This window comes from Ruegeria sp. AB9 (assembly GCF_056542585.1).
This window is the reverse complement of record NZ_JBQGAA010000010.1, coordinates 122,426-136,457: the sequence shown is the minus strand read 5'-3', so window position 1 is coordinate 136,457 and position 14,032 is coordinate 122,426. Positions and strand designations below refer to the sequence as shown.

General features: G+C 56.7%; 16 protein-coding genes. 6 read left to right on the top strand and 10 right to left on the bottom strand.

The window, feature by feature from the left end; all coding sequences use genetic code 11:
• Positions 1-100: 100 nt before the first annotated feature.
• From ACR0K5_RS18320 to ACR0K5_RS18305, 4 genes are all read right to left on the bottom strand, one after another.
• A complete protein-coding gene (locus ACR0K5_RS18320) occupies positions 101-313 on the bottom strand; it encodes a hypothetical protein (protein WP_155151783.1) in 213 nt (70 codons plus the stop codon).
• A 54-nt stretch (positions 314-367) separates the two neighbouring features.
• Positions 368-2,149 (bottom strand): acyl-CoA dehydrogenase C-terminal domain-containing protein, encoded by a 1,782-nt coding sequence (locus ACR0K5_RS18315; protein WP_480631080.1) that lies wholly within the window; start codon positions 2,147-2,149, stop codon positions 368-370.
• Between the two features lie 42 nt (positions 2,150-2,191).
• Positions 2,192-2,593: a MerR family transcriptional regulator gene (locus ACR0K5_RS18310; RefSeq protein ID WP_480631079.1), complete on the bottom strand. Its 402-nt coding sequence runs from the start codon at positions 2,591-2,593 to the stop codon at positions 2,192-2,194.
• Between the two features lie 271 nt (positions 2,594-2,864).
• Positions 2,865-3,233, bottom strand: a complete 369-nt coding sequence (locus ACR0K5_RS18305) for a MerR family transcriptional regulator (protein ID WP_480631078.1) — start codon at positions 3,231-3,233, stop codon at positions 2,865-2,867.
• A gap of 115 nt (positions 3,234-3,348) precedes the next feature.
• On the opposite strand from ACR0K5_RS18305, the gene ACR0K5_RS18300 reads away from it, so the two are divergent.
• The 3 genes from ACR0K5_RS18300 to ACR0K5_RS18290 are packed head-to-tail and all read left to right on the top strand — an operon-like array spanning position 3,349 to position 5,607.
• Positions 3,349-3,768: a PaaI family thioesterase gene (locus tag ACR0K5_RS18300; protein ID WP_480631077.1), complete on the top strand. Its 420-nt coding sequence runs from the start codon at positions 3,349-3,351 to the stop codon at positions 3,766-3,768.
• 1 nt (position 3,769) lies between these two features.
• On the top strand, positions 3,770-4,288 hold the full coding sequence (locus ACR0K5_RS18295; RefSeq protein ID WP_480631076.1) for a PaaI family thioesterase: 519 nt from the start codon (positions 3,770-3,772) through the stop codon (positions 4,286-4,288).
• A gap of 2 nt (positions 4,289-4,290) precedes the next feature.
• Positions 4,291-5,607 carry an MATE family efflux transporter gene (locus ACR0K5_RS18290; RefSeq protein ID WP_480631075.1) on the top strand — a complete coding sequence of 439 codons (1,317 nt, stop codon included), beginning with the start codon at positions 4,291-4,293 and terminating at the stop codon, positions 5,605-5,607.
• On the opposite strand, the gene arsC is transcribed toward ACR0K5_RS18290, so the two are convergent.
• Genes arsC through ACR0K5_RS18270 form a run of 4 tightly spaced genes read right to left on the bottom strand, consistent with a single transcriptional unit; the run spans position 5,604 to position 7,763 of the window.
• Positions 5,604-5,945: an arsenate reductase (glutaredoxin) gene (arsC, locus tag ACR0K5_RS18285; RefSeq protein ID WP_480631074.1), complete on the bottom strand. Its 342-nt coding sequence runs from the start codon at positions 5,943-5,945 to the stop codon at positions 5,604-5,606. The genes ACR0K5_RS18290 and arsC overlap by 4 nt on opposite strands.
• A complete protein-coding gene (locus tag ACR0K5_RS18280) occupies positions 5,942-7,000 on the bottom strand; it encodes a quinone-dependent dihydroorotate dehydrogenase (RefSeq protein ID WP_480631073.1) in 1,059 nt (352 codons plus the stop codon). The genes arsC and ACR0K5_RS18280 overlap by 4 nt, the downstream gene beginning before the upstream one ends.
• Entirely contained in the window at positions 6,997-7,428 is a 432-nt protein-coding gene (locus ACR0K5_RS18275; protein ID WP_480631072.1) for a DUF1330 domain-containing protein, read from the bottom strand. The genes ACR0K5_RS18280 and ACR0K5_RS18275 overlap by 4 nt, the downstream gene beginning before the upstream one ends.
• Complete coding sequence (locus tag ACR0K5_RS18270) at positions 7,425-7,763, bottom strand: DUF952 domain-containing protein (RefSeq protein ID WP_480631071.1); 339 nt, start codon at positions 7,761-7,763, stop codon at positions 7,425-7,427. The genes ACR0K5_RS18275 and ACR0K5_RS18270 overlap by 4 nt, the downstream gene beginning before the upstream one ends.
• A gap of 107 nt (positions 7,764-7,870) precedes the next feature.
• On the opposite strand from ACR0K5_RS18270, the gene ACR0K5_RS18265 reads away from it, so the two are divergent.
• The gene (locus ACR0K5_RS18265; RefSeq protein WP_480631070.1) at positions 7,871-9,448 is read left to right on the top strand and encodes a bifunctional metallophosphatase/5'-nucleotidase; all 1,578 of its coding nucleotides are present in this window, start codon (positions 7,871-7,873) and stop codon (positions 9,446-9,448) included.
• Between the two features lie 64 nt (positions 9,449-9,512).
• Here the strand turns inward: ACR0K5_RS18265 and ACR0K5_RS18260 are convergent, their stop codons facing one another.
• The gene (locus ACR0K5_RS18260; protein WP_480631069.1) at positions 9,513-11,165 is read right to left on the bottom strand and encodes a tetratricopeptide repeat-containing sulfotransferase family protein; all 1,653 of its coding nucleotides are present in this window, start codon (positions 11,163-11,165) and stop codon (positions 9,513-9,515) included.
• Positions 11,166-11,220: 55 nt separating this feature from the next.
• On the opposite strand from ACR0K5_RS18260, the gene ACR0K5_RS18255 reads away from it, so the two are divergent.
• Both ACR0K5_RS18255 and mnmH read left to right on the top strand, forming a co-directional pair.
• The gene (locus tag ACR0K5_RS18255) at positions 11,221-11,886 is read left to right on the top strand and encodes an SOS response-associated peptidase (RefSeq protein WP_480631068.1); all 666 of its coding nucleotides are present in this window, start codon (positions 11,221-11,223) and stop codon (positions 11,884-11,886) included.
• 47 nt (positions 11,887-11,933) lie between these two features.
• Positions 11,934-12,986 (top strand): tRNA 2-selenouridine(34) synthase MnmH, encoded by a 1,053-nt coding sequence (gene mnmH / locus ACR0K5_RS18250; protein ID WP_480631067.1) that lies wholly within the window; start codon positions 11,934-11,936, stop codon positions 12,984-12,986.
• Here mnmH and selD read toward each other — a convergent pair.
• The gene (selD, locus tag ACR0K5_RS18245; protein WP_480631107.1) at positions 12,977-14,017 is read right to left on the bottom strand and encodes a selenide, water dikinase SelD; all 1,041 of its coding nucleotides are present in this window, start codon (positions 14,015-14,017) and stop codon (positions 12,977-12,979) included. The two genes, mnmH and selD, sit on opposite strands and share 10 nt — an antisense overlap.
• Between the last annotated feature and the right edge of the window lie 15 nt (positions 14,018-14,032).

Below are 14,032 nucleotides of genomic sequence, written 5' to 3'. Positions count from 1 at the left end.
GTGGCAGGGACGCGTCGCCGCTTCATCTTTTCACAAATACTCCCGCCGGAGGCGTCCGGCATTCAGGCTAAAATCTCCGCTCAATGTTCACCGCAGCGGCTCATCTTTTCCGCGCTTCAAGCTCAGAATTGAAGATGCGCAGGCGGTGGGTCAGGTTCTCCTCATCAATCACGCTGTTGAAATTCTCGAACAGAAAAGACAGTGCCTCGCCTTCATCCAGCCCTGCCTCGCGCGAGAACGCTTTGAGCTTGCGGTATCCGTCTTCAGTCATCGCAACGGGAAAGCGGCGGGTCAGGCGAAAACGTTTTGGCATGTGGTTCCTCCGGTAAGCTGGGTCCGGGGATTGTTACCCGGACCCAGACTGAGATCAGAAGTTCGCCGCGTCCAGTGCCATCACCGTGTCCGCGCCGGTCTGAATGCGCGAAAGGTGCATCGCAGTCGCGGGCAAGCGGCGCGCCATGTAGAAACGGCCGGTGTTGATCTTGGCCTCGTAGAACTCTTTGTCCGACGCACCACCGTCCAGAGCTTCCTGGGCGGCCTTGGCCATCTGTGCCCACATTAGGCCCAGGCAGACATGGCCGAACATGTGCATGAAGTCATAAGAACCGGACAGAGCGTTGTTCGGGTTCTTCATGCCTTCCTGCATGAAGTACATGCCAGCGGCCTGCAGGTCTTTCGACGCGGCTTTCAGCGGTTCAATGAAGGCTTCGTCGTAAGCTTCGTCCTTGCCGCCGTTCTCCTTGCAGAAGGATTTGACCATCTCAAAGAAGGCCATGACGTGCTTGCCGCCATCCTGAGCCAGTTTCCGACCCACAAGGTCCAGCGCCTGAACGCCGTTTGCCCCCTCGTAAATCATCGCAATGCGAGCATCGCGGGTGTATTGCGACATGCCCCATTCTTCGATGTAGCCATGGCCGCCATACACCTGCTGGGCCTGGACGGTCATGTCGTAGCCTTCATCCGTCAGGAAGCCTTTGATGACCGGTGTCAGCAGTGAGATCAGCCCGTCCGCGTCCTTGTCTCCCGAGCGGTGCGCCTTGTCGATCATGGTCGCGCCCCAGAGGATGAACGCACGCGCGCCTTCGGTGAAGCTTTTCTGGTCCATCAGGTTACGGCGGATGTCGGGGTGAACGATCAGCGGATCGGCGGGGCCGTCCGGATTCTTTACGCCGGTCACGTCGCGGCCCTGCAGGCGGTCCTTGGCATACTCGACAGCATTTTGATACGCAGCCTCGGCCTGCGACAGGCCTTGCATGCCCACACCGAGACGCGCTTCGTTCATCATGGTGAACATGGCGCGCATACCTTTATGCTCTTCGCCCAGCAGCCAGCCGGTAGCTTCGTCATAGTTCATGACGCAGGTTGAGTTGCCGTGGATGCCCATCTTCTCTTCGATCTTGCCAACCGAAACGCCGTTGCGCTCGCCGGGCGTGCCGTCTTCGTTGACGATGAACTTGGGCACGATGAACAGTGACACGCCCTTGATGCCTTCGGGGCCACCGGGGATCTTGGCCAGAACCAGATGAATGATGTTGTCGGCCATGTCGTGATCGCCAGCCGAGATGAAGATCTTTTGACCGGAAATCTTGTAGCTGCCGTCGCCCTGTGGTTCCGCCTTGGTGCGCATCAGGCCCAGATCGGTGCCGCAATGCGGTTCGGTCAGGTTCATGGTGCCGGTCCATTCACAGCTGACCATGTTAGGCAGATATTTGTCTTTCTGCTCGTCCGTTCCGTGTGCCAGAATGGCCGAGGCCGCGCCATGGGTCAGACCCTGGTACATGGTAAATGCCTGGTTGGAGCCCGAGAACATCTCGCCCACTGCGGTACCGATGACATAAGGCATGTTCTGACCGCCATACTCTTCTGGCATGTCGAGTCCAGTCCAACCACCTTCCTTCATCTGCTCGAAGGCGTCTTTGAACCCGGTAGGGGTATACACGATGCCGTTTTCCAACCGACAGCCTTCGGTGTCACCAACGACGTTCAGGGGGTGCAAAACATTGGTTGCAACCTTGCCTGCTTCTTCCAGAACGGCACCGGTGAATTCGGCCTCCAGTTCATTGTAGCCGGGGATATCCGACTGCGAGACTTTCAGAACGTCATGCAGGATGAACTGCGTGTCTTTGGTTGGCGCGTTGTAAACGGGCATGTGAAGCTCCCTTAATTCATATGTCCGGAGGGCAGGGCGAGATTATTCGGCTGCCTTTTTCTCATGTTTCATCGAGGCGATAACTTTCTCGCCCCAGCGCAACTGCTCTTTCAGATCATCAATGGCCTGCGTCAGCTCTTCGCGACGCGCTTCCATGTCAGCCAGACGCTCGCACGCAATTTCAAAAGTGCGGGTCATCTGAGTGACCTGCTGATCGCCCACATGGTACAAATCCAGCAGTTGTCGAATTTCTTCGAGGCTAAACCCAAAGCGCTTGCCGCGCAGGATCAGCTTCAGCCGCGCCCGATCACGTTTGGTGAACAGACGTTTCTGGCCTTCACGGATCGGGAACAGAAGTTCCTTGGCCTCATAGAACCGCAAGGTGCGTGGCGTGACATCATAGGTCTCGCACATTTCGCGGATGGTCATCACATCTTCGGTCATTCGTCATACTCTCGTCACTGGCGTCATGAGATATGAGTTGCGCAGTTGGTAAACGCTTTACAACATGAGAGTGACGTTTACGTAATTCAGACGCTGCGTCACTTCCAAGTTGACGTAACATCCAAACGCGTAAGTGCCTTTGGACGAAATTTTCTTTCCGTCACGTCAATCGAAATCTGGGCCCAAAACAGCCGAGATAGCAAAGAAATTACGCACTTGTACTGACAAATGCGGTCCTGAATGACTTTGAAAGTGAGGGTGGCGGCGTATGCTATTCCAGCGATTTGGCTGTTTGGTCGCGCAGGCTTTTGAGTTCATCCATTGCCTCATCAAGCTGCTGGCGCTGCTGCTGAAGCTCACTCATCTGGCGGTCAGCCATTTCGATAAAGGTGGCCATCTGGGCCTCGTTACCCTGATCTTCGTAGATCAGCAGCCACTGGCGAATCTCTTCAAGAGGAAATCCGAACTTGCGGCCGCGCATGATCAGTTTCATCCGCGCGCATTCCCGTGCGCCGTAAAAACGTGACCGACCTTCCCGGTCCGGTTGCAAAAGCTCGATATATTCGTAATAGCGCAAAGTGCGCGGGGTTACGTCGAACTCGGCGCACATCTCTTTGAATGACAAACGGTTGTTGGACATTCCCGATCTCCTTGTCAGCAACCTAGGCGGTCCCGGTCCCAAGCGCAACAGGTGGGCTTGCCCTTTGCTGAAACAGCGGCTCATAAAGGACGGGCAAAGAACAGGACGCAAACCTATGGTCGAAAAGACAGTTTTGGCCCGCCAATTTATCGAGGCCATACCTCATGCGCGGGCGTTGAACCTCACGCTGACCCAGATCGGTGAAGGCGAGGCAGAGATAACCTTGCCCTACAACGAGGACCTGATTGGCGATCCGCGCACCGGGGTGATTCATGGTGGGGCGATCTCAACGATTCTGGACACGTGCTGCGGTGCCGCAGTGATGAGCCACCCTTCAGCCCCCGGCGGGACAGCAACGATCGATCTGCGAATTGACTACATGCGAGCGGCGACGCCGGGTCAGACTATCAAAGCGCACGCCGTCTGTTATCACATCACGCGGAACGTAGCCTTCGTGCGGGCGACGGCTATGGATGACGACACGGATCTACCGGTGGCAACTGCCTCCGGGTCCTTTACGGTTGAGGGGAAATAAGATGCCACGACCTCGTCCCGAACCAATGCAGGTGGTCAAGCAACGCCGCGATGCAGCGTTGCATGCGCTGGTTGACGGTGTGCCTTACATCCGTTTTCTCAATATCAGCTTCGACCGTCGCGGGGATGAACTGACCGGTGTTTTGAACTTCGATGACAAGCTGATAGGCAACCCGTTCCTGCCTGCGATTCACGGTGGGGTAACGGCAGCATTCCTCGAAGTGACCGCCGTCATCACCCTCAGTTGGGAACATATGTTCGCGCGCATCGAAAGTGGTGAGATCGACGGTGAGGCCATTGTAACCGACCCAAATATCCGCTTTCCTAAGACAATCGACTTTACCGTTGATTATCTGCGCTCGGGACTTCCGCGAGACGCTTATGCGCGTGCCTTTATCAGCCGGTCCGGGCGGCGCTATGCATCGGTTCGGGTTGAAGCCTGGCAGGACAATCACGCGAAATTGTTTGCGCAGGCTTCAGGCCACTTCCTGATACCACAGCCTTCGGGGGAAAAGAGCTGACCATGCAGGCCGCCTCGGCGCCCATTACACATAGGCGGGTGCTGAAGATCGCAGTGCCGATCGTCCTGTCGAACGCCACTGTGCCGATTCTTGGCGCGGTGGATACGGGTGTTGTGGGCCAAATGGGCGAGGCGGCACCAATCGGAGCGGTCGGGATCGGCGCTGTGATTCTTTCCACGATCTATTGGATCTTCGGTTTCTTGCGAATGGGAACCACCGGGATGGCGGCGCAGGCTCGAGGAGCAGGCGATACTGCTGAAACCCGGGCTCTGCTGATGCGCGGTCTGATGCTTGGCGGGGCGGCCGGGCTGTTCTTTATCCTCGCGCAAGTGGCGGTGTTTGCAGGCGCGTTCGCCCTTTCCCCGGCAAGTCCCGAGGTCGAAGCTCTAACCCGGTCCTATCTGGAGATTCGCATCTGGGGAGCACCTGCCACCATTGCACTTTTTGCGGTCACGGGCTGGCTGATTGCCGTCGAGCGCACACGAGGTGTTTTCATTCTGCAGGTCTGGATGAATGGGCTGAATATCGTGCTGGACCTGTGGTTCGTTCTTGGGCTTGGCTGGGGGGTCGAAGGCGTCGCCATCGCCACTTTGATCGCAGAGTGGACCGGATTGGCCTTGGGGGTGTGGTTGTGCCGGGATGGATTCGCCGACGGAATTTGGTGCGATTGGGCTCGTATTTTCGATGCTGCTCGGCTGCGGCGGATGTTGCAGGTCAACGGCGATATCATGCTGCGTTCGGTTCTGTTGACCGGATCGTTCACGACCTTTCTTTTTGTAGGCTCAGATCTGGGTGACGTTAATCTGGCAGCCAATCAGGTCTTGCTTCAATTTCTTGAAATCACGGCCTTTGCGCTTGATGGATTCGCTTTTTCCGCCGAGGCCCTAGTCGGAGGCGCAGTGGGCGCTCGAGACAGGTATCAGGTGCGTCGTGCTTCTGTCATGGCCTCGCAATGGGGCGTGGGCGGCGCGCTTTTGCTGGGAGCTGTTTTCTTTGTTGCCGGTCCCGCGCTGATTGACCTCATGTCTACCTCGCCGCAGGTTCGCGAAGCTGGGCGCGAGTATCTCTTCTGGGCTGCGCTTGCCCCGATGATCGGAGTGGCAAGCTGGATGTTCGACGGTATCTACATCGGTGCCACGTGGACCCGCGCCATGCGCAATGCGATGATTCAGTCGGTATCGATCTATGTGGTAGCGCTGTTCATACTGGTACCGAATTTCGGTAATCACGGCCTGTGGGCCGCGTTGATGGTTCTCAATATTGCACGCGGCGTGACAATGGGCTGGCGCTATCCCAAACTTGAGGCGCAGGTGGCCTAGAGCAGCGTCAGCAGGTTTTCCGGTGGGCGCCCGATAGCGGCTTTTTCTCCGGCAATGGCAAGAGGACGCTCAATCAGGATCGGGTTTTCGGCCATGGCATGGATCAGGTCGTCGTCGGGTGAGGTTTTGGTTAGCCCCAATTCCTTGAACCGCTTTTCGCCAGTCCGCATCATTTCAACGGGCGACAGCCCAAGAGCAGATTGGGCAGCGCGCAACTCGTCGGCTGATGGCGCATCTTCAAGGTATTTTCGCACGGTGATTGACGCGCCATTTTCTTCCAGCAGCGCCAGACCGGCGCGGGATTTGGAGCAGCGGGGATTGTGCCAATACTCGATCACAGCCAATCCCCTCGTTTGCTGCCAACAGCTTGCGATACGGTGTCAAAACCGTCGCGAGCCAGCAGTTCATCCAGTCCTTTCGCAATGTCTGTTGCCAGAGAAATGCCGCCATAGACCATCGCAGTATAGAACTGCACAGCCGACGCTCCGGCGCAGATCTTGGCATAGGCCTGCTCGGCATTGCTGATGCCGCCCACGCCTATCAGAGGGATACCCCCGTCAGTCAGTTTGCTGAGCCGTGCCAGAACGAGGGTGGATTTTTCAAACAGCGGCGTGCCCGACAAACCACCTGTTTCGTCTTTGTGTGCGCTGCGCAAACCGTCGCGGGACAGGGTGGTGTTGGTGGCGATCACGCCATCCACGCGGGTTTCGCGAGCGACCTCGGCGATGTCCTGCAATTCTGTCTCGGTCAAATCCGGAGCAATTTTCAGGAAAATCGGCAGCGGGCGTGGCAACGCATCGCGCGTCTCGATCACACCACTCAAAAGCGCGGTCAACGCGGCTTTGCCCTGCAAATCCCGCAATTTTTCCGTATTGGGGGATGACACGTTTACGGTTGCGAAATCCAGATCTTCGGCGCAATGGGCCAGCACTTTGACAAAATCACCTGCGCGGTCTTCGCTGTCTTTGTTGGCACCAAGATTGAGTCCGATCACCGCGTCTTTGGGGCGCTCCGCCAATCGTTTGGCCATCACCTCCATGCCTTCGTTGTTGAAGCCAAAACGGTTGATGGCAGCCTTGTCCTCGGTCAGGCGAAACAGGCGGGGTTTGGGGTTTCCCGGCTGCGGGCGCGGCGTGACCGCTCCCACTTCGATGAAGCCGAATCCGGCGCGGGACAACGGTGTCAGAACCTCGCCGTTCTTGTCGAACCCGGCGGCCAGCCCAACCGGGTTCGGCAGGTCCAGCCCAGCGACACTGGTTTTCAGGCGCGGGGTTGTCACTGGCCCCGGCGCAGGTGTCAGACCGGTCTTCAATGCCTTGATCGACATTGCGTGCGCGGCTTCAGGGTCCATGCGGTGCAGGGCGGCAAGCCCCAATTTTTCTGTCAGTTTCATCCGAACGCTTTCCCGCTTTCACTTGATCCGCACCGGATCAGGCGCGAGGTTTCCACCGCAGCCTTACGATGGGTTACGGCTGTCTGGTAAACCGGGTCCGTTACCATTTCAAGAAACGCATGCGCAGTCGGGTAGCGCACAATAAAGACGGCATCCCACGCCTCAGCCGTCGGTCCGATCAACGTTGTGTGAAACACCCCGCGCCACAAGATCGTTGCCCCCAAACGCGCAATGATCGGAGCCGTTTCTTCCCCATATTTCTGATAGGCCTGCGCACCAGTCAGCCCAGCCCTCGCCAACTCATGCGAAGCAGGATACTGCGCTTCGGCCCGGAATTTCACCAGATTGAGCATTTCGATCGGCTTGTCCCTGTCCAGGGCCTTGAACGCCTCGAACTGGTCGCGTTCCGGGTCGACATAAGGTGTCATGTCATGTCCTCGGGAAACTGGTGCTCTGCACCGTCAAAGGGCAGGGGGCGTGACCAGACAACATCGTTTATTCGGATCTGACGATAAAGGTGCGGGAACAGGGCATCGCCGCGAGATATTTCCCATTTCAGGTCTTCGCCCATAGCATCCGCGTCACAGGCCAACAGGATCAGCCCATCGACACCGGCAAAGTGCTTGGCCGCAGTTTCAGCGGCTTGTTCAGCGGTAGAAAAGTGGACAAACCCGTCAGCGACGTCAATCGGTGCGCCGTTTGTCGCGCCCTGGTTCTGCAGCGCGGCCCATTCGTCGGCTCGGAAAATCTTGTAAATCAGCATACAGTCCTGATGCCCCGCACGGACATTGGAATCAAGCCGGATTTCTTCTTTGACTCTCGGTCGTCATAGGCGCACGATCCTCGTAAATAATAACTGGGAGTTCCAAGATGCAGACCCGAATATTGACTTCAGTTGCGGTTCTGGGCCTGACCGCTGGCGTTGCTGCTGCAGATTACAAACTGACAATTTTGCACACCAATGATTTTCATTCGCGGTTCGAACCGATCAACAAATACGACAGCGGATGCGATGCAGAAGACAATGCAGAAGGAAAGTGCTTTGGAGGATCGGCGCGCCTTGTCACTGCCGTCAACGAAGCACGCGAGCGTGCCGAGAATTCGATTCTGGTGGACGGCGGGGATCAGTTTCAGGGGTCACTTTTCTACACTTACTACAAGGGCAAAGTTGCTGCCGAGTTTATGAACAAGCTTGGCTATGACGCCATGACCGTTGGTAATCACGAGTTCGATGATGGCCCAGAAGTGCTGCGCGGCTTTATCGACACGGTCGATTTTCCCGTTTTGATGTCCAATGCCGATATTCGCGACGAAGAACTTCTGACCGACCACATCAAGAAATCTACTGTGATTGAGGTGGGTGGCGAACAGATTGGCCTGATCGGCCTGACGCCGATCGATACGCATGAGCTTGCGTCGCCCGGCCCTAATGTGACCTTTTCGGACCCGGTTCCGGCGGTACAGGCCGAAGTCGACAGGTTGACCGGTGAAGGCGTCAACAAGATCGTCGTGCTGAGCCATTCGGGTTATGGTGTCGACCAGCGTGTCGCTCAGGAGACAAGTGGGGTCGATGTGATCGTTGGCGGGCATTCGAACACGTATCTTTCGAATGCGTCGGAAAAAGCTGCAGGTCCCTATCCTACGGTGGTCAACGGTGTGCAGATCGTTCAGGCGTATGCCTACGGCAAATTTCTGGGCGAATTGAACGTCACCTTTGATGACGACGGCAAAGTGATTGAAGCCGTTGGTGAACCTTTGATCATGGACAACACTGTGACAGAGGATCAGGCCGCATTGGACCGGATTGCGGAACTGGCAGTGCCGCTGGACGAAATCCGAAACAAGGTTGTTGCAAGCGCGGCCGAGGCCATCGAGGGCGATCGTTCTGTGTGTCGTGTGCAGGAATGCCAGATGGGTAATCTGGTTGCAGATGCGATGCTGGCGCGGGTCGCCGATCAGGGCGTTCAGATTGCCATCGCAAACTCGGGTGGTTTGCGGGCGTCTATCGATCCCGGTGATGTGACCATGGGTGAGGTGCTGACCGTGCTGCCTTTCCAGAATACACTGTCCACTTTTGAGATCACCGGGCAGACCGTGATCGACGCGCTTGAGAATGGCGTCAGTCAGGTGGAAGAAGTGAAAGGTCGATTCCCGCAGGTCGCGGGCCTGAGCTTTACCTGGGATTCCAGCGTTGCGCCGAACGAAGGACGTATCAGTGACGTGATGGTCGCCGAGGGAGACGGGTTTGTTCCGATTGACCCGAACAAGACCTACCTTGTCGTAACCAACAACTACGTGCGTAATGGTGGTGACGGGTACAAGATGTTCGAAGGTGACGACAAGAACGCCTATGACTTCGGTCCCGATCTTGCGGATGTAACCGCGGAGTACCTGGCGGAAAACGCTCCGTACCAGCCTTATGTCGATGGACGAATTAAACAGAAGTGAATCTGTTCTCGGAAATGACAAAAGCCGCATCGATATGATGCGGCTTTTTCGGTTTCCACGCGGATCAGCTGAAGTCGTATTCCGGCCAAAGTTCCGGGTCGAACCCATCGAGCATCGGTTTGATCTGCTCCGCGACCTCGCGCCAGCCTCCGATTGACTTAGTTGAGATCTTTTTGCGCACCTGATCGATACTGGCCGTACGCACCTGTTTGGTGTTCTTTTCGGGGTGCACCATGGATTGGCGCCATTCGATACCACAGAATTCCGCAACTCGCTGGCTGTGCGTCAGAGGATCCGCCACCAGATCCTCATAAGGCATTGTCAGAATACGGTCTCCGAATACATTGTCCCAATGGGACATGTAACGGCGATATAGATTTGCGGTGTGCGCGATAGCCTCAAGGTTTGAGGCGTAGTTCATGCCGCCTGCAGGGAACCGCCTGATCCACTTCGACAAACCCACGTCACGCGGGTCACGCAACATGTTGATGATCTTGGCATTGGGGAAAGCAGCTAAAATGAAACCAACGCGTTGAAAGTTGTGTGGCAGTTTATCGACGAAAGCAACAGAGTCGGCAGGAACCGTTGGCATCTGTTCTCGGTAGAAACGCGCTATCCCATTCACCGCGTCAGCATTGAGTACTTTGTCCGATGTGTGAAACCTGATCGACAATTCGGGCATCAGTGTCAGCTCACCGCAGCCAGCGATATCAGGTGCAGAGCTCAGCATCATCTCCATCAGGGTCGTGCCGGATCGTGGCTGACCGACGACAAAGATCGGTACTGGTGTATTGCACTGGACTTCCCCGAAGTCTGTCGCTTCTTCAGGGAAAAGGCCCAGAATCTGGTTCAGCTTTTCTTCTTCAGCGGCGAAATTATATGGCAGTACCTCATGCTGAACACCGTTTGCCTTTTCAAACTGGGGCATTGCAGCGGCAAGACCTTGTCCCTTCTGGATCAGGTGTGCCTTTGCAAATTCAAGCTCCAGCAAAGGTTCGTCATGCTCGGCCATGGATTCTTCGACTGTATCCATTAATTGCGGCACCTTGTCTCTTGCCGTCAATATTGCCACTTGCAGGAGTGCGCTAGGGTGATGAGGATTGACCTCAAGAATGTCACCCAAAATCTTGAGCGAGCCCTCTTTGTCGCCTGCCTGATGCAGATTGACCGACTTTTGAAACGCAACGACGATGTTTTCCGGCGCCAGATCGTATGCACGTTGAACGTCACGTGTACTTTCTTCGACAAAGCCAATGTGGTGGTACGCCCGGGCGCGCTTTGCAAGCAATTCCGGGTTGTCGGGGTCAGAAGCCAGTTTATGAGTGGTGAATTCTACGATCGACCGCCAGTTTTTGCCCTCACGCTGAATCTCATCAATGACCCGCATAAGTTCCCGGTTGTTGGGAAACTGTTCGATCTTTTTCTCGGCATAGGCCAAAGCCCGCGCAATTTGCTCTGTTTGCATCAGGGCGTTCGCCAGGTTCTCGGCAAACTGCGGATCATCCGGCTTCATCCGCGAGGCTTCAACGAAATGCGGAATGGATTTCCTGTACTGCTTCATCTCGGTCAGAACAAAACCGGCGATGGCTTGGTAGTCCGAGTCTTTCGGGAATTTCTTGATACCAAGCTGGGCCTTTTTCAATGCTTGTGGAAGCTTGCCCGCATCCAAAAGGGCCATTGCTTTGCTCTTGAGGGATTGCGTTATTTGGTTTTCCATGTGACCCCGTAAGATCCTGTGCCAGTAACAAGAATGTACCGGTGGTTCATTACCCATGTGCGGACGGTTTGCAATAACTCTTCCCAATGACGCAATAGCGCAGCTGTTTTCTGCGCGCCCCGCAAATGCACTTCCAACTGTCCCGAATTTCAACGTATGCCCGACAAATCGGGTGCATGTGGTGCGCAGTGGTGAATCAGGCCGTCATCTGGATGCGCTGCGCTGGGGGTTCCTGCCATATTGGTACAAGAAGGAAACCGCTGGGCCGTTGCTGATAAACGCCCGTGCCGAGACTTTGGCGGAGAAGCCTGCCTTTCGCGAAGCCTGCCGGTCGCGCCGCTGCCTGATCGTGGCCACAGGGTTCTACGAATGGACCAAGACGGACCATGGAACCCGCCTGCCATGGTATATCCACCGCCAGGATGGGGCTCCGATAGCCTTTGCCGGGGTCTGGCAGGACTGGGGAGCAGATGAACACCGTCAGGGCACCTGTGCAATCGTGACAACAGCGGCCAACGAAAACCTCAGCACGATCCACCATCGGATGCCCCTGATTCTCGAACCTGAATATTGGCCATTGTGGTTGGGTGAGGCGGGAAAGGGGGCTGCTCGTCTGATGCAGCCGGGGGCCGAGGATTTGCTGACCTATCATCGTGTCGATCCGGCAGTGAATTCGAACAAGGCCAGCGGGCCTGATCTTATAGAACCTTTCGACGCATGAGGGTACGCGGCCTTTCCTTTGGAAAGGCAGCAAGCTAGACCTTCGGCATGGCTCTGAACTTTCCGGATCTGACACAGCTTTACGCACATGATTATGACACTGTCATCGACGTGCGCAGCCCTGCCGAGTTTGCCGAAGATCATTTGCCGGGTGCGATCAACCTGCCGGTCCTGAACAATGAGGAACGCGCCCGTGTCGGAACCATCTATGTACAGGAAAGCCCATTTCTGGCGCGCAAGCTTGGGGCTGCTTTGGTGTTCCGCAACGCAGCCAATCACATCGAGCGGCATCTCAGCCATCATGAAGGCGGCTGGCGCCCTTTGGTTTATTGTTGGCGCGGGGGCCAGCGTTCGGGGTCGTTTACCTGGATGTTGCAGCAAGTCGGTTGGCGCGCGGATGTAATTGATGGTGGCTATCGCACCTATCGCAGGCTGGTGAATGCGTATTTGTATGACGATCCCTTGCCACATCGGCTGGTGGCGCTGGATGGCTATACCGGAACGGCCAAGACAGAACTGTTGGCGCTGTTGCAAGCACGCGGAGTGCAGGTTCTGGATCTTGAAGCCCTGGCCAATCACCGAGGATCCTTGTTGGGGGAGAGACCGGGCGGACAGCCCAGCCAGAAAGCCTTTGAATCGGCCTTGTCAGGGGCGCTCTGTGCGATGGACACGGCGTGCCCGGTTGTGGTTGAAGCGGAATCTTCCAAGATTGGCAACCTGATATTGCCGCCCAGCCTTTGGAACGCTTTGTGCGCGGCCCCAAGGGTGAACATCACGGCGCCGCTCGAAGCGCGTGCCGCTTATCTGGTTCAGGCCTATGACGATATCCTGTCTGACAGCGACCGTTTGCGAGACCGACTGTCACCGCTGCGCTCTCATCGTGGGCACGAGGTTGTTGATGGTTGGATGCAGCTTATCAATGCAGGACAAAAACGGGCGCTTACCCAAGCATTGATGCAGCAGCATTACGACCCCGCTTACACAAAGTCGCGTCGCTCTCGCGCTGTTGAGGTTCTGGCCGATATTGATATCTCTATTCTGAACGATGCCGGTCTGAGCGAGGCGGCCACCCGGATCGAAAGCCTGCTGGATCAGCCTTGAAGGCACAGACCAGACGTGTCGGTGAGTTCACCAATGATCATGGCCGGATACCCTGCGTTCTTTAAGTCATCCAGAAGGGTATTAGCAGTCTCTGGCGCGACCGCAGCCAGCAAACCACCGGCCGTTTGCGGGTCAAACAGCAAGGCGGCTTTGCCCTCGGTCGGCAGGTTCGGGGCAATTGCCCGGTTGTCGGCAAAGATGGTTGACCGAACACCCTGATCCGCCAGTTCCAGTGCGCCGTCCATCACCTCCACAGCGTCCAGGTATAGTAAGGCGCCGCAATTCGAAGCTTCGCAGATGCCTTGCAGGTGCCCGGCAAGACCAAACCCGGTCACATCGGTCATCGCGTGTGCCTTGGACAATAAATCGGCCGCTGCGCCCTGCGGTTGAGTCATCTGCCGATAGGCCGCCGCGATCCAGGCGCCATCGGCCAAACCGGCCATCTCGGCTGCCATCAGAACACCGCTTCCTATGGGTTTGGTCAGGATCAGACGATCCCCGGGTTGCCCACCCGCGAGTGTGATCGGGGTGTTTTCACACAGACCGGTCAATGTGAAGCCGATGGTCATCTCATCGCCCATGGAACTGTGCCCGCCGACAATCTCGGCACCAGCGTTTCGCATGACGTCTCCTGCGACTGACATGATTTCGAACATGGTTCGGCTTTGCAGTGTAGCAGACATACGGGGCAGGATGATGGTGGCGGTAGCCGCCTGGGGTGCAGCCCCCATAGCCCATATATCTCCCAGGGCGTGAACGGCGGCGATACGCGTCATAAGAGCGGGATCGTTGGTGAAGGCCCGCAGATGATCCGATGTCATGACCTGCTGAGTTCCGCCTGTCTGAAGCAGTGCCGCGTCGTCGCCGGGCAGGGGGGTGATGTCTGGCCGGATGGGGGCGGGTTGCGATTTCAAAGCGACTTGTAACGCATCGCGCCCGACTTTGGCCCCACAGCCCCCGCACATGGGTTTATCCCCCAGCGCCTCACCAAGACCGGCCGCACGTTCACGCGGCAGGGCTGGGGGCTTCATCTGCGGCAAGTCCCG

Bases quoted from the DNA above. Each gene is read 5' to 3' on its own strand.
- ACR0K5_RS18320 (WP_155151783.1), bottom strand. From the start codon at position 313: ATGCCAAAACGTTTTCGCCTGACCCGCCGCTTTCCCGTTGCGATGACT.
- ACR0K5_RS18315 (WP_480631080.1), bottom strand. From the start codon at position 2,149: ATGCCCGTTTACAACGCGCCAACCAAAGACACGCAGTTCATCCTGCAT.
- ACR0K5_RS18310 (WP_480631079.1), bottom strand. From the start codon at position 2,593: ATGACCGAAGATGTGATGACCATCCGCGAAATGTGCGAGACCTATGAT.
- ACR0K5_RS18305 (WP_480631078.1), bottom strand. From the start codon at position 3,233: ATGTCCAACAACCGTTTGTCATTCAAAGAGATGTGCGCCGAGTTCGAC.
- ACR0K5_RS18300 (WP_480631077.1), top strand. From the start codon at position 3,349: ATGGTCGAAAAGACAGTTTTGGCCCGCCAATTTATCGAGGCCATACCT.
- ACR0K5_RS18295 (WP_480631076.1), top strand. From the start codon at position 3,770: ATGCCACGACCTCGTCCCGAACCAATGCAGGTGGTCAAGCAACGCCGC.
- ACR0K5_RS18290 (WP_480631075.1), top strand. From the start codon at position 4,291: ATGCAGGCCGCCTCGGCGCCCATTACACATAGGCGGGTGCTGAAGATC.
- ACR0K5_RS18280 (WP_480631073.1), bottom strand. From the start codon at position 7,000: ATGAAACTGACAGAAAAATTGGGGCTTGCCGCCCTGCACCGCATGGAC.
- ACR0K5_RS18275 (WP_480631072.1), bottom strand. From the start codon at position 7,428: ATGACACCTTATGTCGACCCGGAACGCGACCAGTTCGAGGCGTTCAAG.
- ACR0K5_RS18270 (WP_480631071.1), bottom strand. From the start codon at position 7,763: ATGCTGATTTACAAGATTTTCCGAGCCGACGAATGGGCCGCGCTGCAG.
- ACR0K5_RS18265 (WP_480631070.1), top strand. From the start codon at position 7,871: ATGCAGACCCGAATATTGACTTCAGTTGCGGTTCTGGGCCTGACCGCT.
- ACR0K5_RS18260 (WP_480631069.1), bottom strand. From the start codon at position 11,165: ATGGAAAACCAAATAACGCAATCCCTCAAGAGCAAAGCAATGGCCCTT.
- ACR0K5_RS18255 (WP_480631068.1), top strand. From the start codon at position 11,221: ATGTGCGGACGGTTTGCAATAACTCTTCCCAATGACGCAATAGCGCAG.
- mnmH (WP_480631067.1), top strand. From the start codon at position 11,934: ATGGCTCTGAACTTTCCGGATCTGACACAGCTTTACGCACATGATTAT.
- selD (WP_480631107.1), bottom strand. From the start codon at position 14,017: ATGAAGCCCCCAGCCCTGCCGCGTGAACGTGCGGCCGGTCTTGGTGAG.